The sequence below is a fragment of the Anabaena cylindrica UHCC 0172 genome (assembly GCF_034931625.1).
In the GTDB taxonomy this organism is placed as follows: Bacteria; Cyanobacteriota; Cyanobacteriia; order Cyanobacteriales; family Nostocaceae; genus Anabaena; species Anabaena cylindrica_A.
Genome location: NZ_JAYGGY010000003.1, coordinates 19,122 through 44,033, shown reverse-complemented (window position 1 = coordinate 44,033; position 24,912 = coordinate 19,122). Strand labels below are relative to the sequence as shown.

Sequence of the window (24,912 nt, the reverse complement as noted above, 5' to 3'; positions counted from 1 at the left end):
TAAAGATGAGTTTTTTTCTTCATCCTGAAAATCTTTAATTGTCTGAATCAGGATGCTCAGGATTAGAGGATTTACAGGATTTTTTATGAATATTTATCTGGGAATATTTCAGGTTTTAAAGATGAGTTTTTTTCTTCATCCTGAAAATCTTTAATTGTCTGAATCAGGATGCTCAGGATTAGAGGATTTACAGGATTTTTTATGAATATTTATCTGGGAATATTTCAGGTTTTAAAGATGAGTTTTTTTCTTCATCCTGAAAATCTTTAATTGTCTGAATCAGGATGTCCAGGATTAGAGGATTTACAGGATTTTTTATGAATATTTATCTGGGAGTATTTCAGGTTTTAAAGATGAGTTTTTTTCTTCATCCTGAAAATCTTTAAATCCTGGAAATCCTGATTCAGACAGTAGGGTGTATTAGCGAAGCGTAACGCACCAAATTTGATTAAATTTAATCTCATGAATTAACGTGCGTTACGTCGCACTCATAATTTAATGTATGTTTTATGATATTTTCTCGCTCCTAACGCACCCTACAAACTACAAAGACTTGTAGAAGTAAGAAATTATGATATTTTGTAACAACTTTTGTTATTTCAAAATAAAGTAGTAGAATGTTGTCCTACTCTATTTTTATCTTAACTAAAACTATGGATTATACTTTATCAGAAGCGCCTGAATACGTTATCAAAAATATTGAAATTTTAAAACAAATATGGGAAGAAAGATGTGATGCAATTGAAAAAAATGTGAAGGGAGATTATAGTCGTCATTTATTATTGATTTTAAACGATTTACGTGAAGAGATAGACAATAATAAAGACCGTTTTTCTAAAAATGCTTATGCTAAAAAATTTTTTAAAATTCAAATTGCTACTTATTGTACTTTTAAAACAGAGCAGATTGAAGAATTAGACAAAATCAAAAGAGAATGGACAAAAGAAGTCAATCAAGAATTATTTTTTATTGTTGAATCTTTATCTGATGAACACAAGAAATTTGAGTTAGATGATATCCCAATACTAATTCAACGTATAGAAAGCAAATTAATATCAGAAGATAGCTTTGGGCAAGGTATTGAAATTTTATATGATAGGTTGACTAAAGAAAAAATCAATCTCAATCATATAGAATTTCTTGTAGATACAATAATTTTATTGTTTTATAATAGGGGAATACTGGAATTAAAGTCAATATTAAATGATCAATTACAACAATTTAATAATACATCAATATTTCCTGATAAAGATAATTTATATCCAACTGTATTTGGTTCTCCATCCAGAGAAACAAAATCTCTTGATGAGCATAAGGAAGAAATTAGAGAATATTATGAATCTTTAACTATTAAAAAGAGGCTGAGTTTATTAAAAAAAATTTATGGCTTAGAACCTAAAATTTATAAAGTTATTTTCAGAATCACAGGTGTGTATTTAGAAAACAAAGTCAAAATAGAAAATATTGAATTATATTCTCCTAAAAAACATGGTAAATATATTGAAGAAGATGATAGTTTAAGTCAATATATCGAAAATACAGAAGCTAATTGTGTAGCAGTTGACATTCAAGGTGTAGATAGTAAATACATGGCCATTAAAGCCAAACAAATGGCAGAAAGAAGCATCGCAGTTATTTTTGGAAGATATATAAATATAAAAGAGACAAAAGTTATATTGTCAAATTCTTGGGCTATTTGTGATTTACAGGGTAAGATCCAAGCTTTTCACCATCGAACAAATGATAATGATATTAGGATAAATACTCCCATTAATGCTCCCATTACACAAAATGACGAGCGTATTTGTAAATGGATAACATCTGAGAATGAATGTCATCCAACTGTAGAAAAATGGTTATCTTCTGTTGATTGGTATAGACAGTCAGTCGAAGCTTCACAAAGCTCACAAGAAATATTAAATTCATGGTTTGCTGTAGAAAAATTTTCTGAAGATTCTAGAATACTGTCTAAGAGACTTCCTAAACTTTCTGATAAATTGTCAAAAAATAAGACTTTTAACGAAACTATAGATTTATGGTTGGAGGGAGATGGTATTAGAACAGTACAATTACTTCTAGTTTTGAGTGAACTAAAATATCATTTATTTAATAAAATAATAAAAACTGCACATATTTTTGTTTCACCTTTACATTTTTTCTTTGATGAATTAGAGGAAATAAGAAAGTCTATAGATAATGAATTACGCGAATATCTATCTGCTCATAAAAATACAATGGATTTTTTAGATAAATTTATAGAAAAAATTCCCGAAATCAAGAGGCAATTAGATACTCAAAACCAAGAATTAAATGAATTAAATGAATTAAATGAGATTTTGTATAACAAAGATTATGGAGAAAAATACTTAATTAAAAAAATTATTGAACTCAAAGATGATGTTTATAACATTTATCGTATTCGTAATATGCTTGTTCATTCCAGTAGTACCAAAAGTAAACTTTTAGATTACTATGCAAAACGTAGCCGAGAATATTGTTACTCTTTATTAGATGCTATTGCATATAAAATTTATCAGACTGCTAACGATGATGAAATTATGCCTTTAGAATTTTATTTTAGAGAAATAGTAATTAATGCCAATATCGTTTTAGAAGCAGTAAAAGAGAATCAAATGGAAAAATTTAGAAATTGGATTTTATCGTAAATTTAATACCCTCTTTTCAACCCTAAACCTCAGTTTCTCTTACCTTCTTTATTCCTCTTCCTTTCTTCCTTCGTGTTCTTCGCTTCTTCGTGGTTCAATAACTTTGCTCCTTAGCGCCTTTGCGCGAAACCAAATCCCTCTCTGCGACTCTGCGCCTCTGCGTGCAAAAAAAACAATCTAGGGGCGGACAAACGCCCACCCCTATAAAAATCAGGTAACACCAAAAACGATTACCAAGCCCAAAACAGCCCCAAATACAATCAAGGCATAGAATTGAACCCGACCATTTTCTAGGTATTTCAACCCTTCTCCACTGACAAGAGTAAAGATACCTGTAAGATTAACCGCACCGTCAACAACGCGGAAGTCAACTTCCATCACTTGTCTAGCAATACGACGTAAACCAAGGACAAAGACACGATGATAAATGTCGTCAAAGTACCATTTGTTCAAGGATAGTTCGTAAAGAGGCTTAATTTTAGATGCGATCGCAGCAGGGTCAATTTTCCGGGCTAAATACATCAGCACCGCCAAAGTAATCCCCACCACAGAAATAGCAATTGAACTACCCGCCATGATGTAAAACTCATGGGGGTCAAATTCAGCCGCTTTTTCCATCACTTCAGCCAAACTTTCGTTAGGAGAATAGATGAACTGCTCAAAATAATTGGCGTAGGGAGTACCCACCAAACCAATCAACATCGAAGGAATTGCCAACACCAACAACGGTAAAGTCATTGTCCAAGGGGACTCATGGGGAGAGGTGCTGTGGTGTCCGTGGGAGTCATGTGCAGCCAGTTCTCCTTTTTTCATCGCCCCAGGTCCGAAATTAGGCTTTAATGCTGCTACACCTAATTTTTCAGCAGCAGCTGCCGCCGCATTTTTGAGTTGGGTTTTGATTTTTTCGTCATTACCCCGGAATTGCCCTTCAAATGTCGAGAAATACATTCTGAACATATAGAAAGCGGTAATTCCGGCAGTTAGCCAACCAATCAACCACAAGAAGGGGTTAGCAGCAAAAGCCGCACCTAGAATTTCATCTTTTGACCAAAAACCAGCAAAAGGAGGAATCCCAGAAATTGCTACGCAACCAATAAAGAAGGTGATACTAGTTGCGGGCATATACTTCCGCAGTCCGCCCATTAAGCGCATATCCTGCGCCAAAACAGCATCATGGCCAACAACGCCTTCCATGCCGTGAATTACCGAACCTGAACCCAGGAATAGCATCGCCTTGAAATAGGCGTGGGTCATTAGGTGAAATAATCCGGCACTGTAAGCGCCTACTCCCATCGCCATCACCATGTAGCCGAGTTGGGAAATGGTGGAATAAGCCAGTCCTTTTTTGATGTCGTTTTGGGTAATAGCGATAGTCGCACCTAAAAACGCCGTAAATGCCCCAGTGAAGGCAATCACGTTCATAGCTGCGGGAACGTTTTCAAATACTGGGTACATCCGGGCAATCAGGAACACACCTGCTGCCACCATTGTTGCCGCGTGGATGAGGGCAGAAATGGGAGTGGGGCCTTCCATCGCATCTGGTAACCAGACGTGGAGGGGAAATTGAGCAGATTTAGCAACTGGGCCGAGGAAGACGAGAATTGCTAACACGATGGCGAGGAAATTGCTCACAGAACCGGTTTCTACTAGTTCAGATAAGCGATCGCCCATAATCATGAAATCAAAGCTTCCTGTCGCCCAGAACAGCCCCAAAATGCCAAGTAATAGACCGAAGTCACCTACCCGGTTAGTGACAAATGCCTTTTGACAGGCATCTGCTGCTGCCTTGCGATCGTACCAAAAGCCGACTAGGAGGTAGGAACACATCCCTACCAATTCCCAGAAAATGTAAACCTGTACCAAATTGGGGCTGACCACCAGACCCAACATTGAAGAACCAAACAAACTGAGATAGGCGTAAAACCGCACGTAACCTGGGTCATGCGCCATGTAGCCATCAGTGTAAATCATGACTAAGAAGGCTACTGTCGTCACAATCACCAGCATTAAGGCTGTTAGGTGGTCAATAGTGTAGCCCATTGTCAGGTGAAAATTACCTGCTGCTGCCCACTCAAAGGTACGGAGATAAGGCTCATGTCCTTGAAATTGACTCCACAGCAAGGCCAGCGACAGACCCATAGCTGCTCCCATCAGGGAGATGATTACCACAGCGTTAAGCTGACGCAGGCGATTTGTCACCTGATTTAACGAGATTAACCCTAGACCGACCAGCATTGCTCCTAAAAGAGGTAATACTGGAATCAGCCAGGCATACTGATAGATTACTTCCATCACTGACGCCTACTTTTTATAATTCTTGACTAAGTTAGGATAGTGCTGCGGAAGCTTCCTTTGCAGCCAACTTTCCAGGTTGGAACTGTTAATAATTGTGACACACACCCTAGAGGATAAAATACCCCACCTATGAAGCTCTTGGTGGGGTGTTAAGCATGGTTTTAGATTTGGGGACTTTTTACTGAGGATTGGGTATCGGAATATCGGTGAAGATCAAGAATTATATATTTTCTGCCCCTGTTCCCTGGCCCCTGTCCCTAATCAAACTGTGCGGCACTCCAGTTCTGCTGTTTTGGGGATATTGTAGGTTTTATGGTTAGTGATGTAATTGAGTTTTATTTCTTCTAAGGCCAGACGTAAATCGTCTCTACTGCGAAAACCTTCTAAGCGCTGTCGGACTATACCTTTTTCAATCAACAGTAAAGTTGGTAGTGACTTAAGTCTATAAGTGGTAGATAGCTTAAAATTTTGGTCGGCGTTAACCCCCACAAGTTTAATTTCGTCAACACATTGAGCTTGAAATTGTAGCAACAAAGGGTGGATGATGCGACACAAGCCACACCAAGGAGCCTCGAAATTAACTAACACAGGAATGGGAGATTCTAAAACTTCTTGAGTAAATGTCCGCTCACTGACCGACAACACCATGACGCCTCTTGATTTATAGGGTTTTTATATCAAAGTAACTAGCATTAGCAGGGATTGGCAAGTCAGTCTTTAGGAATATTAGCGCTTATAGTTACAGTATAGATATGTAATAATTCAGCGCTTTTATGGTTGTGCTGACAAAAAAGCCACCGTGAATGTCGCGCTGGCTTTTGTTGATGTTTAACTCCTGATTGCCGTTTCCTCCCCAGGAAAGTAACTTGACCAGCAACTACCAAATATAAAATCTCAAACTAACGGAGGAAAACCCCACTGAAAGCTATTTGAATTTATCCTACATTGATTTGGTGGTAATTGATAACCGGGAATTTTTATTAGATTAGTATTTATTGTGATCTTGGGGATCACTAAAAACTACCATGCTATCCTACTAGTTGCTACGACTAACAAGGGGTGTGACCACCAAAGCACAGCGACAAAAATGGCAACTCCCAAGTAAGCAGGACGCAGAAATTCTTCCCATTTGAGAGATTGACGACCATCAAAAATTGCTTGAAAGGGAATAATTGAAGTCCGCTGTTTCATAACTTCAAAAGCTTCTCCATAGCGATCGCGCAAACGACGATCGCCATGCCAAACCCCAAAGAGGTGATGTAGCACTAAACCCAGTGATGTAACCAGGGTAAAAGTAGTCCCTAACCAGAGGGTATGGGCAACGCACCAAATCACTTGTCCTACCATTTGCGGATGGCGAGTAATCCGCATAATTCCTGTTTCATAGAGATGGACTTCTGGCTTTTGAATAGCCGCAATTTCTAGTAAATTGAAGGTAGCAGGGTATAAAAACAAAAACGAAATCGCTGATAGCACCCAAACTACTGCTTTTACTCCCGGTACACCTTGTACTTGCCAAAGTTGCAAGCCATCATAACGGTGGTTAAAAAAGTAAACAATTAATACTCCTGCTAAGGGTAGGCTAACTAATGCAAATAAAATGCGATAAAGCCTTGGTCCGATGTATTTTTCTGCCCAAGGACGAAGGGCTGCGCCTCCGCTGTGAGCGATCGCAAAAGCGAATAGTAGCCCCAGCATGACAAAATAACTGGAGGTAAACCAAGGATTCGGCATCATAGACACAAGTGAAGTAATCTTAAAGAAAACTAAATTCAGTACCACCAATACCACAAAGTATGCACAAGGGGACTTTAGTCAAGATGTTGTGGTAACGTCTTCTTGGTGTCAAGCCTCGAAGTTGAAAATGCAATACAACTAATACCACCTAGTGTTTAAAAGAGAACTTTATTCAAGATGTTGTGGTAATGTCTTGTTCAAGTAAAGCTTCTACCTCGAAGATGCAATAAATTATACTCAGCTTATAGCTGTAAAATTTGATTTATTGCCAAATCCGCTCCTGTCAAAGTTTGTGGGTTGAGCCTTATGTCTGACCTTCCTTTCACTTTAGATCAGTTACGCATTCTCAAAGCGATCGCCGCAGAAGGGAGCTTCAAACGCGCCGCTGATAGTCTTTACGTCTCCCAACCAGCAGTCAGTTTGCAAGTCCAAAACCTGGAACGCCAACTGGATGTCCCCTTATTTGATCGGGGAGGAAGACGCGCCCAATTAACCGAAGCAGGGCATCTACTCCTGAGCTACGGTGAAAAAATCCTCAGTCTGTGTCAAGAAACTTGTCGCGCTATTGAGGATTTACAAAATCTTCAAGGTGGTACTTTAATTGTCGGAGCTTCTCAAACTACCGGCACTTATCTTTTGCCGCGCATGATTGGAATGTTTCGACAAAAATATCCAGATGTGGCTGTGCAATTACACGTCCACTCTACCCGTCGCACAGCTTGGAGTGTGGCTAATGGACAAGTTGATTTAGCGATCATCGGTGGCGAGATTCCCGGTGAACTGGCAGAATCTTTAGAAATCGTTCCTTACGCTGAAGATGAACTGGCGCTGATTTTACCCACATCCCATCCCTTTGCCAAACTCGAAACCATTCAAAAAGAAGACCTATATAAACTACAATTCATCGCTCTAGACTCCCAATCCACTATCCGCAAAGTCATTGATCAGGTATTAGCACGCTGTGAAATTGATACCAGACGTTTTAAATTTGAAATGGAACTAAATTCCATTGAAGCTATTAAAAACGCTGTGCAATCTGGATTGGGGGCAGCTTTTGTCTCTACTGCTGCGATCGCTAAAGAATTACAAATGGGTGTGCTACATCGTGTTCCTATTGAAGGAGTTATCGTCAAACGCACTTTGTGGTTGATTGTTAATCCCAATCGCTATCGTTCTAAAGCCGCAGAAGCCTTTAGTCAGGAAATCTTACCTCAATTTGCCACTCCTGGATGGGATGGAGATATGTTAAAATTATCACACAAGGATTTAGTGGTAGCTACATTAGATACACTAACACCCAACTTATCTGACGCAGAATAAACATTTTGTCAAAAGTCAATAGTCAGTAGTCAAAAGTAAATATAGCAGGAGTCAGAATTTAGGGATAAAACCCTTTTTTAGTACGAGTTTCATCATTACATTGATATCCTAATCACGCTGTCCATTGCTGTAGCTAATGACTAATGACTAATGACTAGTGACCAATGACTAAAAACTAACATGGAAGTTTACTGCACTCGTCCACGCTGCCCGCGCCCAAAAAACTATTTTGCGGATTTAGATAATCTTACAAACCTAAAAACAACACAGCAAAAATATTGTACTAGCTGCGGTATGCCACTGTTGTTAGATGGTCGCTATGTTCCAACTAGTCTACTAGGCAGAGGAGGCTTTGGAGCCGCCTTTTTAGCAAGTGATCGCCGGATTCCAGGAATGCGTTTATGTGTAGTTAAACAATTCCAACCAGCAGGTAATTTAACATCAGATCAACTACAATTAGCACAAAATTTATTTGAAAGAGAAGCAGAAGTTTTAGCTCAGATAGGTAACGAACATAAACAAATTCCTGACTTATTTGCTTTCTTTCCCGTCGTAGTTCAGAGTTTACAACCAGGATATGAAGACCAGTTTTTCTATTTAGTCCAGGAATATATTGATGGACAAAACTTAGAAGAAGAATTAGCTCAAAATGGCAATTTTTCTGAAGCCAAAGCACTAAAAATACTCAGAGAAATTCTCCCAGTACTGACATTTATCCACGATAGAGGCATTATCCACAGAGACATTAAACCCTCTAATATCATGCATCGTCGAGATGGCACTCTATTCTTACTAGATTTTGGTGCAGTTAAGCTAGTCGCTAATGCTCCTTCTGGTGCTGCTAGTTCCACAGGAATTTATTCTATGGGGTTTGCACCACCAGAACAAATGTCAGGAAGTCAAGTATTTCCCTCTACGGATTTATATGCTTTAGCTGTCACTCTCATCACTTTAATGACAGGACAAGAAGCAAGTAAACTTTTTGATGCCTACAGCAACGAATGGAAGTGGCGTTCTCAAATCAAAGTCAGCCCCAGACTGGCTGATATTTTAGAAAAAATGCTGTTACCTGCTGCTAGTCAACGCTTTCAGTCAGCCCAGGAAGTGTTAGAAGCCCTTTCTCCTCGCCCGATTCCCCCAACAGCACCACCACAAATCCAACCACAAATCCAACCACAAATCCAACCACCCCCATTAATATCACAGCCACCACAACCACCAGTACCAATACCAATTCGACCAGCCTTTGCTACTTGGGAATTACTAGCTGGAGCGGCTTTTAGCGGTTTTGAAGGGGCATTAATAGCGATCGCACTTTTGAGTTTAGTCAAAAACCCAATCATTACTTTGGCTGTTTCCTTTGTGATTTTGGGGATTCTCATTTTTAGTCAAACTAAGCGCTGGTTAGAAAAATTTGATTTGTTAATTATTGCGGGCATAAGTTTTGCAATTATTCTTTTTCTCCCTTACTTACAGGGAGGTATTGGTATTCAACAAGTAATTATTTTAGCGATTGCTGCTGCCTTAGTAAGCATTGCTATGACAGCAATATTTCGACTAATGTATAAATTATTATCTTCAATACTTTAAACACAATTAGCCTTGAGAAAGCGAATTATGTCTCAAAAAAATGAAACGCTTCCACTGCTTTTATCTCTTATTATTACTATTGGGTTAATTTTTGGAGGCCTATGGCTTCTCATGGGGCGTTGGGAGAAAATTCTTAACAATCAAAATAGTTCTAATTCTATTGCTACCAAAAAAGAAAATCAATCTCAAACAGTTATTAAAGCTAATACAGCTAATGCACCAAGCAATTGTGATGTAACCAACATCCCACAGGGAATATTTAGTTATGGTGGCAGTACAACCTGGGCAACCATACGTAGAGACGTAGATTCCGTACTGCAAGGAATTTGCCCTCAGTTTGTTTTACGTTACATCCAACCCATTAACGAAAAACCAGGCTCTGGAACTGGGATTAAAATGTTGATAGCAAATCAACTAGATTTTTCTCAATCGTCTCGCTCTATCAAAGAAGAAGAAAACGCAAAAGCTCAACAAAAAGGATTTAGTCTCAAAGAAATTCCTGTAGCAATTGATGGTATTGCCATCGCTGTTAACCATAGCTTAAATATTCCTGGATTAACAGTTGCCCAACTTAAAGGTATTTACACAGGCAAAATTACTAACTGGAAAGATTTAAATGGTGACAATTTGCCTATTGTCCCTTTATCTCGCAATAAAGAAGCTGGTGGAACAGTAGATTTTTTTGTCGAAAATGTTCTTAATAAAGATGAATTTGGTAAAAACGTTAATTATCCTAGTACAACCACAGAAGCTCTCAGAAAATTAGCCATTACTCCTGGAGGAATTTACTACGGTTCTGCACCAGAAATAGTCCCTCAATGTACAATTAAGCTTCTCTCTTTGGGAAATAAAAGTGACCAATTAATAGCTCCCTATCAACAACCATATATACCACAAACTGAATGTCCTGCCAAACGTAACCAGATAAATACTCAAGACTTTCGCAGTGGAAATTACCCAATCACCCGCAAGTTATTTGTAATTGTCAAACAGAATGGTCAATCAGACCAACAAGCTGGGGAAGCCTATGCAAACTGGCTCTTAACACCTCAAGGTCAAGAACTGATTGAAAAGGCTGGATTTGTCAGAATTAAATGATCCTAATTAAGCCAGCAGAATTTTGTCAAAATAATTAAATACCAAATTTGACTTGATTAAAAATCACTTATGACACAAAAAAATGAAATTAAAATTTTAGTTTTATCTCTACTTTTGACAACAGGTTTAGCTGGTGGAGGTATTTGGTGGTTTATTCATCATTCCGGGGTTAATTTTGGTAATAATACCGCTGCCAATCAAACAAATAACAGCAACAAATCAATTAGCGAACGAATTAGTTTTGGAGATAAATCCTTAACTACTGGAGAAATATCTTCAGCGAAAAAAGATGGGATACAAGCAATAGCTAATAAAAACTATGAAAAAGCAATTGCAGATTTAACAGCCTCGCTAAAAAACAATCGTAACGACCCAGAATCACTGATATATCTGAATAATGCCCGCATTGGCTTGGCAAAAAGCTATACCATAGTTGCATCTTTACCTATTACCACTGACCCTAATGCAGCATTAGAGATTTTACGGGGTATTGCTCAAGCTCAGAGTGAAATCAATACTGCTGGGGGAATTAAAGGAGTACCTTTAAAGATAGGAATCGCCAACGATGAAGATAATCCAGAAATATCTAAACAAATTGCAGCCACTTTAGTCAAAAATTCTGAAGTATTAGGTGTAGTGGGTCCTAATACAAGTGATGTAACTTTAGCCGCAGGTACTGTTTATAATTCTGGAGAACTTGTCGCTATTTCTCCTACCAGCACTTCGGTAAAAATATCTAACTTTAGTCGCTATGTTTTTCGCACAGTTCCTAGTGATTTTATGGCCGCTAGAACTTTAGCTAACTACATGGTAAAAACATTACAGAAAAAGAAAGCTGTAGTTTTTTTCAATTCTCAAAGTAACTATAGCCAATCTTTAAAATCTGAATTTGTTTCTTCCTTAGCATTGGAGGGTGGACAAGTATCAAGCGAGGTAGATTTATCTCAGGGGAATTTTAGTGCTGCTAAAAGTGTCGAACGCGCAATTCAGGACGGAGTAGAAGTGTTGATGTTTGCCGCTAATACTGAAACTTTGGACAAAGCACTGCAAGTAGTTCAAGCGAATCAGAAACGCTTAACTTTACTGGCAGGTGATGATGTTTATAGCCTAAAAACTTTAGAAGTTGGTAGAGAACAAGCGACGGGAATGGTAGTAGCAGTTCCTTGGCATATTGATGGTGACACAAAGTCAGATTTTCCCCAAAAGTCTCGCAAGTTATGGAGTGGTGATGTGAGTTGGCGTACTGCCCTTGCCTATGATGCCACAAAAGCCTTCATTAAAGCCCTAGAAATCAATCCTAATCGGTCTGGAATTCAACAAGCTTTACTTTCGTCAGATTTTTCCACTACGGGTGCTTCTGGCGCAATTCGCTTTTTGCAATCAGGCGATCGCAATGCCCCAGTCCAACTTGTGCAAATTGTTCCCGGTAAGCGTTCCCACACTGGGTATGATTTTGAGCCGATACGAGACAATTTAAAATAATTCGTAATTTGTAATTCATAATTTGTAATTAAGTTATGTGTTGGGGCTTGATACTTTGACATATAAGTTAGTGGGAATTAAATCACCAAACTGTTGTTCAAGAGAAAAATCATGGAAAAACTAGCTAATCCCCAATATCCAATTCATCAGTTGCTGCAACAACGCTGGAGTCCCTTAGCGTTTTCCAACAAACCCATTACAGCAGAAACACTTTGCAGTTTATTAGAAGCGGCTCGTTGGTCTGCTTCTTCCTATAATGAGCAACCTTGGCATTTTATTGTTGCCACTCAGGAAAATCCAGAAGAATTTAGCAAGCTGCTGAGTTGTATAGTAGAACCAAATCAAGTATGGGCAAAGAATGCTCCTGTTCTCATGATCTCGGTAGCCAAACTTAGTTTTGAGAAAAATGGACAACCTAACCGTCATGCTTTTTATGATTTAGGAGGAGCAGTTTGCAGTCTTGCTATTCAAGCAACCTCTTTAGGCTTGTTTATTCACCAGATGGCAGGATTTGATGCATCTAAAGCGCGGGATTTATATAGTATTCCAGAGGGATATGAGGCAGTAAGTGCGATCGCAATTGGTTATCCAGGTGATCCCCAAGCACTACCTGAACAATACCAACAGCGTGAATTTGCTCCACGTCAACGCAAACCCCAACAGGCATTTGTATTCACAAATACTTGGGGTAAAAATTAGAACCTATGTTCTAGATAGAATTCAGGAGTCAGGAGTCAGGAGTCAGAATGCTTATGAAATGAAGAGTAGAGAGAAGAGAGATTTTATCAAAATCATCAAAGTTGACTAAAAAAGCTTTATTCTCCTGACTTTTGTATTCTCTATCCTGAATACTTACTAGAATTCAGATAATTCAGATTGGTAAATCCAATCTGAACAAAGTTTTATGAGAATGTTTGAAAAATAAATTAATACTTTACTTTGTATGACTCAAAAAAATGAAACGCTTATTCTCGGCTTATCTTTGTTAACGACAATATCGCTCATAGGTGGCGGTTTTTGGTGGTTTACCAGAAAATCAAATGTTAACCTAGATCAAATTATTAGCTCTAGTAATCAAAATCAACCCCAGAGTACATCAAAAAACTCTCAAGGTACAACATTTGCTAATGTCCAAAATGTTCCTACAGGATTATTCAACTACGGTGGTAGTACTTCTTGGGCCCCAATTCGACTGGTAATTGATCCAGCACTTCAAGCAGCAAGACCAGAGTTCCGGCTACGTTATGTACAGCCCAGTAATGCGGCTCCAGGCTCTGGTACAGGGATACAGTCGTTAATTGATGGTCAACTGACTTTTGCTCAGTCCTCACGACCGATTTTAGACCAAGAGTTAAATCGCGCCCAGCAGCGTGGATTCAAGCTCAGTCAAATTCCTGTAGCTATTGATGGGTTAGCTGTAGCCGTTAACCCTAATCTGAATATTCCAGGATTGACCATAGACCAACTTAAATCTATCTACACAGGCAAGATCAATAATTGGAACCAGGTCGGTGGTCCCAATTTGTCAATCCAGCCGTATTCTCGTCGTATCAGTGATGGTGGTACAGTTGAACTTTTTGTCCAAGACATTTTGGGTGGTCAAGCTTTCAGTCCTCAAGTAGAGTTTATCTCTACGACCACCCAAGCCTTAAAAAAGGTGGCTGATAGTCCTGGTGGCATCTATTACGCTTCTGCCCCAGAGGTTGTTCCTCAATGTTCCATTAAACCCTTGCCTTTGGGGCGAATGCCAGGGCAATATATTGCTCCCTATCAAGAACCATTTGTTATCCCTAATGAGTGTCCTGATAAACGGAACCAATTGAACATCAAGGCTTTTCAATCAGGAAAATACCCGATTACCCGAAATCTGTTTGTGGTGGTCAAACAGATTGGTCAAACTGAGGAGCAAGCAGGTGTTGCTTATGCTAACTTACTACTAACAGAGCAGGGACAGGAACTAATTACCCAAACTGGGTTTGTTAAAATCCGCTGACTCCTGCTGTTGATGGCTTAAACAATGGCAAATACCAAACTTACACGCTTCCAAAGTGGCTTCTAAGTGCGCCTTAGTTGGTTCTATTAATCGACTCTGCTGGTAGGCAAATCAAATTATCCCCTTGGGTGAGGATTAGTCCGCGTTGACGCAATTTACCCATTAAGCGGGTGACAGTGACGCGCGTTGAACCAATAGCGCTGCCAATTTGAGCATGGGTGAGTGGGAAGGGTAGGCAATAACCGCGAATTACATCGGGATCGGTTTCGCTCATTGCCGGTTCTCCATATTCCTCAATTAACAAGGTGAGAAATCCTAGAAGTCGGTCAATTGTGCGCCTTTGTCCCAAGGCACTTAGCCACAAAAGCTTACGCTGGTGTTGATACCTAAAGGCATCCATAACTTCACGACGGAAATGAGGCCAGTTATCTAAATCATGCCAGTACATCCATAGCACCGCAGTTTGGTCAACGTGGGCGTAAGACTGGAGTGTGAATGGTGACTGAGCAACAATTTCAAAAGGTTGCCCTGCTCCCACGAAACCCAAAAAAGCTTCTTCTGGAGTTCTATTGATGCGTCGTGATGTTAGCTGGCTGGCAGTGGCACTAACTTGGGCGGTTCCTACCATGCGGATCGCACCTCTCTGGACTAAATACAGCAATCCGGGTCTGGCGGGAATGCGTTCATCTTTGCTGAAGGTGCGGCAGCGGTAGTGTTCTTGAGCCCAATCAAGAATTCGTTGCCAAGTTAAAAAAGGCCGTGATGCCTCGGAAAAGGAGGATTGAGATTGCATAGGTAACAAAGAGCGTTCGGCTGAAGACAAAGACTAAATAAAAAGGTGCAAGGAGTGTCTTTGTGTTAACAGGGTAGGCTTAACGCCCAACAGCGTCAGCCATCTGAAGTGTAGAAAGTAAATTAACTCTCTACTCTTTCGTTATACTTCTTACTGTACAATGAGGGTAGTAAAGTTTACTAATCATTTATCGATTATTCATGAAATTTTATCCTACTCTCATTTTTCTTTACCTAGACTAAACTTCTACCTAAAGGTGGATGGAACAGGATAAAATGGTGATAATCATAAAAGTTATCCAAACTACTACGTGCATCATTGGCTACTCTTAAAAAGTATACCTCAATTAAACATTTAGTATATATCCATTTAGGGAATTTTCTAAGTGTTTATACTAAGGATGAGAAAATTCTTGGCATAGGAAAGAGAAAATTTCCGTTATACCAAGGTGGAAATAGTGGGAACATTTTATATATTTCCAGTGTAGCGATAAAGCTTTCTCTATCTAATCATTCAAAGGGTATGCATATTGTCAGGGAACTTGCTACTTATTTATCCGCAAATTGTGGTGAGATTTTTAGCATGAAAATAGTTCCCCCGGCTTTGATTCATATAAAACTAAATGATCCTACCGTAGCTGCTTGGTTGGATAGTTTAACTAAAGATAATGGGGAAGAAGAAAACTCTTCTCTTTCACCTTCTTCTTACCTTCTAGAAAATAAAAGTAAATTATTATTTACAATTCAATATGCTCACGCACGCTGCTGTTCATTGTTACGATTAGCTGATCGAGAGGGATTGATTCAACTTGTAGATCATGGTGTTGATGATCGATGTTTTATGTCAGCACAGTCTATATCCTGGTTAAATTCTGAGCAAAAGCTACGCCTTAATCAAGCAGATGAAGTGCATCTGATTCACCAATTGGTAAAAATTGTAGATGATTTGGTATTCCCTGATTTTGATAATTCTGTTAATTGGGAAAAATCAGCACTGAAATTGAGTCAAGCCTGGGAAAGTTTTTGGTCTAATTGTCGGATTTGGGGTGATGTAAAAAATAATTCTAGGGAGTTAGCTCAAGCTAGATTGGGATTATTGATAGCGACTCAGTTGGTTTTAAGGTCTGTATTGGAAACAAAATTGGGAGTTTTTGCGCCTTTAGAGTTATAATTGGGCTTATTTAGCTAAATATTATTAAAATTTATAATTACGACTCTTGACGAAATAACTATCGTCGGCTATATTATGAGGTGTGTGAGGAGCGAACCAGCAAAGACACCGAGACGAAACACGGCCAGTCGTCGGTGTCTTTTCTGATGTCTATAGTAGTGATGGAACGAATTTTTCTAAGAAAGCAAAAACTTTTCTATGGCGATCGCACTTCCATGATTTTCTACGCTTGGTGCTACCCAATTAGCGATCGCTTTAACTGCATCTGGAGCGCTACCCATAGCCACACCAAAACCTGCATATTCCAGCATTTCTACATCATTAAAATTATCCCCAATAGTCATCACATTGTCTCTTGTTAACCCCAGCAGTTCTTCTGCGAGGTAACGTACAGCCGTTCCTTTATTCACAAATGGATTAGCTGCTTCTAAGAAAGTAGCCACAGATGTTGTCATATAGAGTTCTGCTGGTGTGTATTGAAGACGTAAATTACCCAAGAGTTCTTGAATTAAATTCGCGTTGTCACACAAAGCTAAAACTTTGGTAGGTTCATCACTCAAAACTTGACGTAAATCACCCACAGGAATAGGATTGACACCACAACGTTCCGCATAAAGTTCAGTTTCTGTGGTGATTTCCCGCACATAGAGTTGATCCTTAATATAAAAATGCACAGAAAGAAGTGTGCGTAATTGCGGCTGTTCAAAGTAGTCTAGTAATTGCTGGGTAATTTCTCTAGGAACGGCTAAATGACGATGAATTTTGTGGTTTTTTGGGTCTTGAATCCAAGCTCCTTGATAGGCTACAAGTGGTAAATTAGATTTAATGTCTTGATGAAACCGCAAAGCTGAACAGTACATCCTACCAGTGGCTATAGCTACATGAATACCTTTTGCTTGTACTTTAGCGATCGCATCCTTGACAGTTTCACTCACCTGGTTATCGTGACCTGCGATCGTCCCATCTATATCTAATACCAGTAGCTTAATATCTTTTCCAACTTGAGCTAGATTGCTAGTCGATGATAAATCAGTAGCAGATGCGTTGTGCATAAATTCCCCAGCATTAAACTTCCAGTTAGAGATTAACAGGCTCTAGCACTAGTTAAAATAGGTATGTCCCAACATTCAGTTAATCAGTTGATTTCAGATTCCCCAACCACAACCAGTCCCACCATCATCCTCATAGATGGACATTCACTAGCTTATCGTTCCTACTTTGCTTTTGCTAAAGGTAAAAATGGAGGACTACGCACAAAAGCGGGAATTCCTACCAGTATTTGTTTTGGCTTTCTTAAATGCTTGCTGGAAGTAATGACAACACAACAGCCACAAGCAATGGCCGTAGCTTTTGACTTAAGTTTACCAACTTTCCGTCATGAAGCTGACGAAACTTATAAAGCCGGACGAGCAGAAACACCAGAAGACTTTATTCCCGACTTAGCAAACCTAAAAGAATTACTAAATAGCTTAAATTTACCAATATTAACTGCTCCCGGTTACGAAGCAGATGACGTTTTGGGAACCTTAGCGCAAAAAGCTGCTGCGGCTGGGTATCGGGTGCAAATTCTTTCGGGTGATAAGGATTTATTTCAACTAATTGATGCTGACAAAGGGATTACTGTTTTAAATTTTAGTCCAGATGCTTTAAAACGTTCTGCAAATAGTATCGCTGAATTTAGAGCAGAACAAGTTAAAGAAAAATTAGGAATATTACCTACACAAATTGTTGATTACAAAGCACTTTGCGGTGATCCATCAGATAATATTCCTGGGGTCAAAGGAATTGGCGAAAAAACTGCGGTAAAACTTCTAAATACTTATAATTCCCTTGATAATGTTTATGCAGAATTAGAACAACTTCAAGGTACAGTTAAACAAAAATTAATTGCGGGAAAAGAGAATGCAGCTAAATCTCGATTTTTAGCGCAAATAGTTGTTGATGTTCCCATAGAAGTTGATTTAGAAGATTGTAAATTAACAGGATTTGATAGTAGCATCATCACCCCTATTTTAGAAAAATTAGAATTTAATAATTTTTTAGATAAAATCAACGAATTGCAACTTAAATTTGGGGGAAAAGTTGCAGAAATAAAGACATCTGAATCAATTAATAATGAAGATGATGATTTGTCTTTTTTCAGTGCTGCTGAAACAGCAGAGGCTAAAAAGCAATCTGCTTCACCAATTCAACCACACATCATTAATACAGAAGCTAAATTAATTGAGTTAGTGAACCTATTAAAAACATTCACTGATCCAAAAATACCAGTTGCTTGGGATACAGAAACCACTGCGTTAGAACCACGAGATGCAGATTTAGTCGGAATTGGTTGCTGTTGGGGATTAGAACCTGATGCAGTAGCTTATATTCCTTTAAATCATAAATTTGGATATAGTTTAAATCAAGATTTGGTATTAAACGCATTACGTCCAATTTTGGAAAGTGCTGATTATCCTAAATCTTTACAAAATGCTAAATTTGACCGTTTAATTCTGCGGTGTCAGGGAATTAATTTAGCAGGAGTGGTATTTGATACCATGCTGGCAAGTTACTTGATAAATCCAGATAGTAGCCATAATTTAACTGATTTATCACAACGATATTTAGGATTAACTGCAACAAGTTATTCAGATTTAGTTCCCAAAGGTAAAACCATTGCTGATATAGATATTGCTGCTGTTGCTGATTATTGCGGAATGGATGTTTATGCAACATTTGGGTTAGTACCAAAATTGCGAGAAGAATTAGCAAAAACTCCGGCTTTAGATCAACTATTGCAAGAAGTAGAACAACCGCTAGAAGCAGTTTTAGCAGAAATGGAATATACAGGAGTGAAAATTAATTCAGATTATCTAAAAGACCTTTCTCAGCAGTTGGAAACAGAATTAGCGAAGTTAGAAATAACAGCAACTGGAATTGCAGGGGAAAAATTTAATTTAGGTTCTCCCAAACAAATGAGCCATATTTTATTTGAGAAGTTGGGATTAAGTACCAAATATTCCCGCAAAATTCAAACTGGTTATTCTACAGACGCAGCGACTTTAGAAAAACTCCAAGAAGTTGATGAAACTGGTTTTGTTGATGCGATTCAAGAATATCGGACTTTATCAAAATTAAAATCTACCTATGTGGATGCTTTGCCAGTATTAGTACATCCAAAGAGTCAACGCTTACATACAGATTTTAACCAAGCTGCAACTTCAACGGGTAGGTTATCTTCTTCTAACCCAAATTTGCAAAATATCCCTATTCGTACTGCTTTTAGTCGTCAAATTCGCAAGGCATTTTTACCTGAATCAGGTTGGTTAATGGTAGCTGCTGATTATTCTCAAATTGAGTTAAGAATTTTGGCTCATTTGAGTCAAGAACCTATATTACTAAAAGCATATCAGCAAAATGAAGATATTCACACTGTCACAGCAAAGTTAGTCTTTGAAAAAGAGGAAGTCACATCAGAAGAAAGACGTTTTGCTAAAACAATTAATTTTGGTGTAATTTATGGAATGGGTTCTCTCAAGTTTGCACGCTCAACGGGTATAGATAAGAATGCTGCAAATGAGTTTATTAAGCGATTTAATGAAAGATATCCTCAAGTGTTTGCATATTTGGAGGAAGTTAAAAAACAAGCTATTTCTCAAGGTTATGTAGAAACAATTTTGGGTAGACGGCGTTATTTTGATTTTACTAGTAACAGTTTACGTGGGTTAAAAAGTAGGAATATAGAAGATATTGATTTGAGTAAATTAAAGAATTTAGGCGCTTATGATGCGGGGTTATTACGCTCTGCTGCTAATGCACCAATTCAAGGTTCTAGTGCTGATATTATCAAAATTGCAATGGCGCAATTACATAAGGTTTTAAAACAATATCAAGCACGGTTGTTGTTACAAGTTCACGATGAATTGGTATTTGAAGTTCCTCCACAAGAGTGGGAAGAATTACAACCACAAATTAAATCGCTGATGGAAAATGCTGTTTCTTTAAGTGTGCCTTTGGTAGTTGATGTGCGTGCAGGTGATAACTGGATGGAAACAAAATAGTACGATTGCGTATTTGTACAGTCTATACACGAATAAATACGTAATGACGTTGAAGCGAATTAATCGTATTTTTGAGATAAATTTTATGATAGCAGCAAAAACTACGCGAAGACTACATAAAAATTACATAGTTTTTATACCATTTTAAAAAATTTACTTTAAACTAGCCTAATAGGCATTAAGTGAGCTAGTAGCAATAAAAGCTGCTTGTTAACGTGTCTAGGACTTATGCAATATAGAAATTAGACATGATACGAATCAACGATAATTGGTTATTACAAGCTTTTGGGACAACATATTAGCAGAGTGTGTCAGATTGAAAAAATCTGTTAATTGTGCCAAATTATCGAGTTTATGGAAAATTAACGAGGTGTACATGACAACAACCAATGTTTTTTCACAATTGTCTTGTCCAACACTATTGGAGACAGAAAGTAATGCGACTAGGCAATACTTGCAGGCAATGGAACGTTTATTATTAGTAGTTCAAGAGCTGTCTCTTGCCCGTACTTTAGATAGGATTATGGAAATTGTGCGGGTTGCTGCACGAGAATTAACGGCATCAGATGGAGCCAGTTTTGTACTTCGAGACAATGGTTTTTGTTACTATGCTGATGAGGATGCGATCGCACCACTGTGGAAAGGTCAGCGATTTCCTATAAATATTTGTATTGGTGGTTGGGCAATGTTGAACCATCAACCTGCAATTATTGAAGATGTAAGTGTTGATGAGCGTGTTCCTTATGTTGCCTATCAACCTACATTTGTCAAAAGTATGGTTATGGTTCCAATCCGCACTCAAGAACCAATAGGAGCTATTGGGACTTATTGGGCGACTTTCCATCAGCCTACTTTAGAAGAAATCAAGGTGTTGCAAGCATTGGCGGATATTACATCCATAGCGATTGAGAATGTAGAAGTCTATTCACAATTAGAAAAGCGAGTAAAAGAACGTACTATTGCTCTAGAACAAGAAATTGAAGAACGAAAAGCTGCTCAAGCTGAGGTGCTGCATCTATCTCTAACTGATGAGTTGACAGGATTATACAATCGGAGAGGATTTTTTGTATTAGGGGAACAACAGTTAAAATTAGCCCAACGAACTCAAATTCCTACTTGTTTAATGTTCATTGATTTAGATGGACTCAAACAAATCAATGATCAATTGGGACACGAATTTGGTGATTTTGCTATATTGGCATCTGCAAATTTAATCAACCAAACTTTTCGTAGTTCCGATACTTTGGGTAGATTAGGGGGTGATGAATTTGTGGTACTTTTCCAAAGTCACGACCTCAATGTTGAGGTAATGATTCAGCGACTACAATCTTCTATTGATAAGTATAATCAGTCCGGTGATAAGCCGTTTGTTGTGTCAATGAGTATAGGGGTGGTGGATTATAACCCTAATGAACCAGTTCCTTTAAATCATTTAATTACTTTGGCTGATGAACTGATGTATAAACATAAACGTGCCAAGAAAAAAGTTGTATAACTAACAACGTGATTTCAATTATTTAATTATTCTTACCCTGCCTTTAAAGGTGCTTGTAATAGTTCAATATCTCGAATTAACAGTATCCCTGGACTTTCAAATTTAACACTGATCTGAATGTTCATAGGATCTGTTTCTTTCTTAAAATAAGCACGTACTTCATAAAAGCAGAAATCGTCAGTCACTGAAACGCCTTTAAACCAGCCTTTTGTTGTTGTCCACCCTCCTTTTTTGCTGAATCCTAAACTTACATTAATTGATTGTGTTGCATTTACAGCTTTAGCAGAAAACTGACAAGCAAGAACACATTCTTTAAGATTGGGTTCTGGGACTTCAAACAAGATCACATTCCGTAGAGTTTCTGTTGTATTGAAAAAACTTTGATTTTCATCTTTATAGGCTTCTATTTGCAAATTTTCTCCTGCTACAGCAATACCTCCTTTTGTAATTGTAGGTTCTGTAATCGGAAATTTATAAATCGTTGTAAAAGGTGCTGCGGGTTCGGGAATAGCAAGAAGTTTTTCTAATTCACCAACTCCTTCCTTAACTTTAGATTCAACAAAATCTTTCAAATTGTTAAATAGTTTGTCAAACATAGTAAAATTCCTCTCAAAAAGATATCATTATTTGCTGGAATTGGTATTACTAAATAACCAGGAAAGAAGATTGGCAACTGTAGCCGCACCAAAGGAAAATAGGGCTATAATCATCATCAGTTAAACTCTTCCTCGTTGTCGCTCTTGCTCTCTCTGGGTAATCTGGAGTTGAAGGCGATTATATAAATTAACTTGAGGATCAGAATGGCTAATGCAAGCAACTAAAGCATAACGTTGCATTTCAATTTCATCTGGATTTGCCCATTTACGGTTACAACTCACCACTAGAGTCATGTTTCCGTCTTTATATTTTGTGGAGTTGGGAAATATTTGTACTTGCCCCCTTTGCACTGTTCCTTTCTTACGAATAGTAGACCCTGGGGATAAATCGACCAAGATGCCAAAACCATGTTTTTCCTTTAAGTTGTCCAGTGAAATTTCCGTAAACTTATCAGGTGAGCTTGTTTTACTAGCATCTACATAAGCACTCACGATTTTTTCATAATCAATTCCTTTGAAAAGATTAAATTCCATTGTGACTCCTAAATATGAGTCTCCACGAGTTGGACGAGTTGGAGGGTCAAAAGCCAAGGTGGTTGATAGTGTGCGAGTACCTTTTACATCAAAAAATTCAGGTGGTAATTGGGGAATTTCATAAATATGAAACTTGCCTACTGGAATCAAGATATTATCTTCTGATAGAACAACGTAGTTCTCAGCAGAATACATTGCACGTTCTAAATCAGTTTGTCCATAGCCATAAATTGCTAACTGCTTTTCAATTTGTTTTGTCTTTTCACCCTGAGATTGTTTACTGTTCCATTGAAATTGGTCTGGTATTTCTTTAGGAAGAACCACAGAGTTGACAATCAATGCTCGAATGAGGTTAGAACTGGCATTTGGATATTTTGTAAAAAGTTGAGCAGCAATGTTAGCCACACGAGGTGCAGCAAAACTTGTACCACTACAGATATGAAATAAAGAGCTTTGGAAATTTTTGGAGAGAGTGACAACAGAAACTCCAGCGACAGTATCTCCTAATTGACTAACTTTAGGTAAACCTAAACTTTCTCGATAACTGAGGTCTAATACCAAATCTCCACCAAAATCTACAACATCAGGTTTAATCATTCCATCTACTCCAAAACCAGTTCTGGTAAAGGGAGAGGGGTATCCTGGTAATTTGGCGATCGCCTGACGACGAACATCATCAGGTTCTGTCATACTACCGCGACCATAAGATAAAGAACCTACAGTTAGTGCGATCGCAGAAGTTGCTGGATCAATAATTCGAGCAGTTTTATTCAGTAAATAATTTGGGTAGTCAGTCAGTAGTTGCTCATCTGATCTTGCTTCTTCATGAGGTGGGTTAGTATTTCCTGCTGAAATTACAAAAATAATGTTTTTGTTTTGGTATTGATAAGCAATTTCATCTATCTTTGCAGCTAATCGAAACTGCTTCATTCCATCTATATAAAATTGATCATCATCACCCAGAGATATATTGATAACTTTACAGTTAGGGTAATTATCCACAAAAGCCTTAATTGCTTGATCCAGTTGATTTTCTAAGAGAATATCTTCATAGTATTTGCAGTTTTCATCTGTCACACGAGCAGAAAATAACCAAGCAGTTGGCTCAAATGAAAGTTGTTTAATGCAGCTTTCAATATTTCCATAAATGGCAATGCCAGCAACACTTGTACCATGTCCATGTACATCATTTGCACCACTTTTTATTAATTGCTGTCCTGGATCTGGAAATACATCAGCTTCACCCAGCACTGGAGCAATTAATGGATGACCACTCTGTACACCTGAGTCTATAACAAGAATGCCGCAATTCTCTTGAGGTGGAGAAACAACTTCAGGGAAACTAGAAATTGGTAAATTATAATCAGCATTTCTTTCAAATGCAGGTTGAGAAAGACGATCAATTTCTTTGACGATTTCTACTTCTAACAAAAGCTCTAAAGCTTCCTGAGTGACTTTAATTCGAGCTATACATAGATAATCACCAACGTATCTATCACTCATTCTCATAGGAGCAGTATCGCTGGGTAAACTCTCTAGCACCTCGGCAATATCATCTAAATACTTTTGCATTTCCTTGCGATCCCCTGTGTGCCAGAGTTCCAAATCTAAAGCAACAAGTTCATCTGCTTCTACAGGCTTTATTTCTAACAGACGACCAATGCGATCTTCGCGTTCGAGGGGAACTAACTCATCAATTGCCCCTAAATATGAATATTCAGGTCCTGCCGTAATTTGACTGTAATTTTCTAAACGTTTCCTAAATTCTTTTAGCTCACTGTCAGAAGAGAAAACGACAATCGCTTTGTTGGGTTCACGTGCTAGAATATTTAGTCCTGTTTTAGTCAAATTATCGTCTGAAAAAGATCCTTCTTTAGCAACTTTGATCTTAAAAATCAATTTTGGGTCAAGATGGAAAGGGTTGCTCTTTTGCTTGATAGGTTCAGTCAGGCTATAAATTTGATCTAATAAATTCTTACCATGTTCAATGAAATCAGTGCGTTTTTCACCACCCCCACCACCACGAGGTCGTCGTCGTGGTAATTCGATGTTAATTCTTCTCGGCAATTTTAGGTGTTCAAATTGACTTACCATTAGGAC

At 38.2% G+C, this 24,912-nt stretch carries 17 protein-coding genes; 10 read left to right on the top strand and 7 right to left on the bottom strand.

Going from position 1 to position 24,912, the window contains the following annotated elements:
* Window positions 1-653: 653 nt before the first annotated feature.
* On the top strand, window positions 654-2,666 hold the full coding sequence (locus VB713_RS01460; RefSeq protein WP_323309809.1) for a hypothetical protein: 2,013 nt from the start codon (window positions 654-656) through the stop codon (window positions 2,664-2,666).
* Window positions 2,667-2,876: 210 nt separating this feature from the next.
* Here VB713_RS01460 and VB713_RS01455 read toward each other — a convergent pair whose 3' ends face one another.
* From VB713_RS01455 to VB713_RS01445, 3 genes are all read right to left on the bottom strand, one after another.
* Entirely contained in the window at window positions 2,877-4,958 is a 2,082-nt protein-coding gene (locus VB713_RS01455; RefSeq protein ID WP_323309808.1) for an NAD(P)H-quinone oxidoreductase subunit 5, read from the bottom strand.
* Between the two features lie 264 nt (window positions 4,959-5,222).
* Window positions 5,223-5,609 (bottom strand): thioredoxin family protein, encoded by a 387-nt coding sequence (locus tag VB713_RS01450; protein WP_323309807.1) that lies wholly within the window; start codon window positions 5,607-5,609, stop codon window positions 5,223-5,225.
* Between the two features lie 372 nt (window positions 5,610-5,981).
* Window positions 5,982-6,698, bottom strand: a complete 717-nt coding sequence (locus VB713_RS01445) for an NnrU family protein (RefSeq protein WP_323309806.1) — start codon at window positions 6,696-6,698, stop codon at window positions 5,982-5,984.
* 306 nt (window positions 6,699-7,004) lie between these two features.
* Between VB713_RS01445 and VB713_RS01440 the strand changes: the two genes are divergently transcribed.
* The 6 genes from VB713_RS01440 to VB713_RS01415 all read left to right on the top strand — a co-directional run bounded on the left by VB713_RS01440 (window position 7,005) and on the right by VB713_RS01415 (window position 14,181).
* A complete protein-coding gene (locus tag VB713_RS01440) occupies window positions 7,005-8,018 on the top strand; it encodes a LysR family transcriptional regulator (protein ID WP_323309805.1) in 1,014 nt (337 codons plus the stop codon).
* A 180-nt stretch (window positions 8,019-8,198) separates the two neighbouring features.
* Window positions 8,199-9,608: a serine/threonine-protein kinase gene (locus VB713_RS01435; RefSeq protein ID WP_323309804.1), complete on the top strand. Its 1,410-nt coding sequence runs from the start codon at window positions 8,199-8,201 to the stop codon at window positions 9,606-9,608.
* A gap of 27 nt (window positions 9,609-9,635) precedes the next feature.
* Window positions 9,636-10,706, top strand: a complete 1,071-nt coding sequence (locus tag VB713_RS01430; RefSeq protein WP_323309803.1) for a PstS family phosphate ABC transporter substrate-binding protein — start codon at window positions 9,636-9,638, stop codon at window positions 10,704-10,706.
* A 69-nt stretch (window positions 10,707-10,775) separates the two neighbouring features.
* Entirely contained in the window at window positions 10,776-12,188 is a 1,413-nt protein-coding gene (locus tag VB713_RS01425) for an ABC transporter substrate-binding protein (RefSeq protein ID WP_323309802.1), read from the top strand.
* Window positions 12,189-12,299: 111 nt separating this feature from the next.
* On the top strand, window positions 12,300-12,887 hold the full coding sequence (locus VB713_RS01420) for a nitroreductase family protein (protein WP_323309801.1): 588 nt from the start codon (window positions 12,300-12,302) through the stop codon (window positions 12,885-12,887).
* Window positions 12,888-13,131: 244 nt separating this feature from the next.
* Window positions 13,132-14,181, top strand: a complete 1,050-nt coding sequence (locus tag VB713_RS01415) for a PstS family phosphate ABC transporter substrate-binding protein (RefSeq protein ID WP_323309800.1) — start codon at window positions 13,132-13,134, stop codon at window positions 14,179-14,181.
* A gap of 73 nt (window positions 14,182-14,254) precedes the next feature.
* Here the strand turns inward: VB713_RS01415 and VB713_RS01410 are convergent, their stop codons facing one another.
* Entirely contained in the window at window positions 14,255-14,974 is a 720-nt protein-coding gene (locus tag VB713_RS01410; RefSeq protein WP_013189801.1) for a Crp/Fnr family transcriptional regulator, read from the bottom strand.
* Between the two features lie 582 nt (window positions 14,975-15,556).
* Between VB713_RS01410 and VB713_RS01405 the strand changes: the two genes are divergently transcribed.
* Complete coding sequence (locus VB713_RS01405) at window positions 15,557-16,144, top strand: DALR anticodon-binding domain-containing protein (RefSeq protein WP_323309799.1); 588 nt, start codon at window positions 15,557-15,559, stop codon at window positions 16,142-16,144.
* Between the two features lie 176 nt (window positions 16,145-16,320).
* Here the strand turns inward: VB713_RS01405 and VB713_RS01400 are convergent, their stop codons facing one another.
* Window positions 16,321-17,196: a Cof-type HAD-IIB family hydrolase gene (locus VB713_RS01400; protein ID WP_323309798.1), complete on the bottom strand. Its 876-nt coding sequence runs from the start codon at window positions 17,194-17,196 to the stop codon at window positions 16,321-16,323.
* Between the two features lie 63 nt (window positions 17,197-17,259).
* On the opposite strand from VB713_RS01400, the gene polA reads away from it, so the two are divergent.
* Window positions 17,260-20,187, top strand: coding sequence for a DNA polymerase I (gene polA, locus VB713_RS01395; protein WP_323309797.1), 2,928 nt, complete (start codon window positions 17,260-17,262; stop codon window positions 20,185-20,187).
* A gap of 376 nt (window positions 20,188-20,563) precedes the next feature.
* Window positions 20,564-21,682 carry a sensor domain-containing diguanylate cyclase gene (locus tag VB713_RS01390; protein ID WP_323309796.1) on the top strand — a complete coding sequence of 373 codons (1,119 nt, stop codon included), beginning with the start codon at window positions 20,564-20,566 and terminating at the stop codon, window positions 21,680-21,682.
* Window positions 21,683-21,714: 32 nt separating this feature from the next.
* Here the strand turns inward: VB713_RS01390 and VB713_RS01385 are convergent, their stop codons facing one another.
* Together VB713_RS01385 and VB713_RS01380 are read right to left on the bottom strand one after the other, a co-directional pair.
* Complete coding sequence (locus VB713_RS01385) at window positions 21,715-22,278, bottom strand: hypothetical protein (protein WP_323309795.1); 564 nt, start codon at window positions 22,276-22,278, stop codon at window positions 21,715-21,717.
* 120 nt (window positions 22,279-22,398) lie between these two features.
* Entirely contained in the window at window positions 22,399-24,906 is a 2,508-nt protein-coding gene (locus VB713_RS01380) for a S8 family peptidase (RefSeq protein WP_323309794.1), read from the bottom strand.
* Window positions 24,907-24,912: the final 6 nt, after the last annotated feature.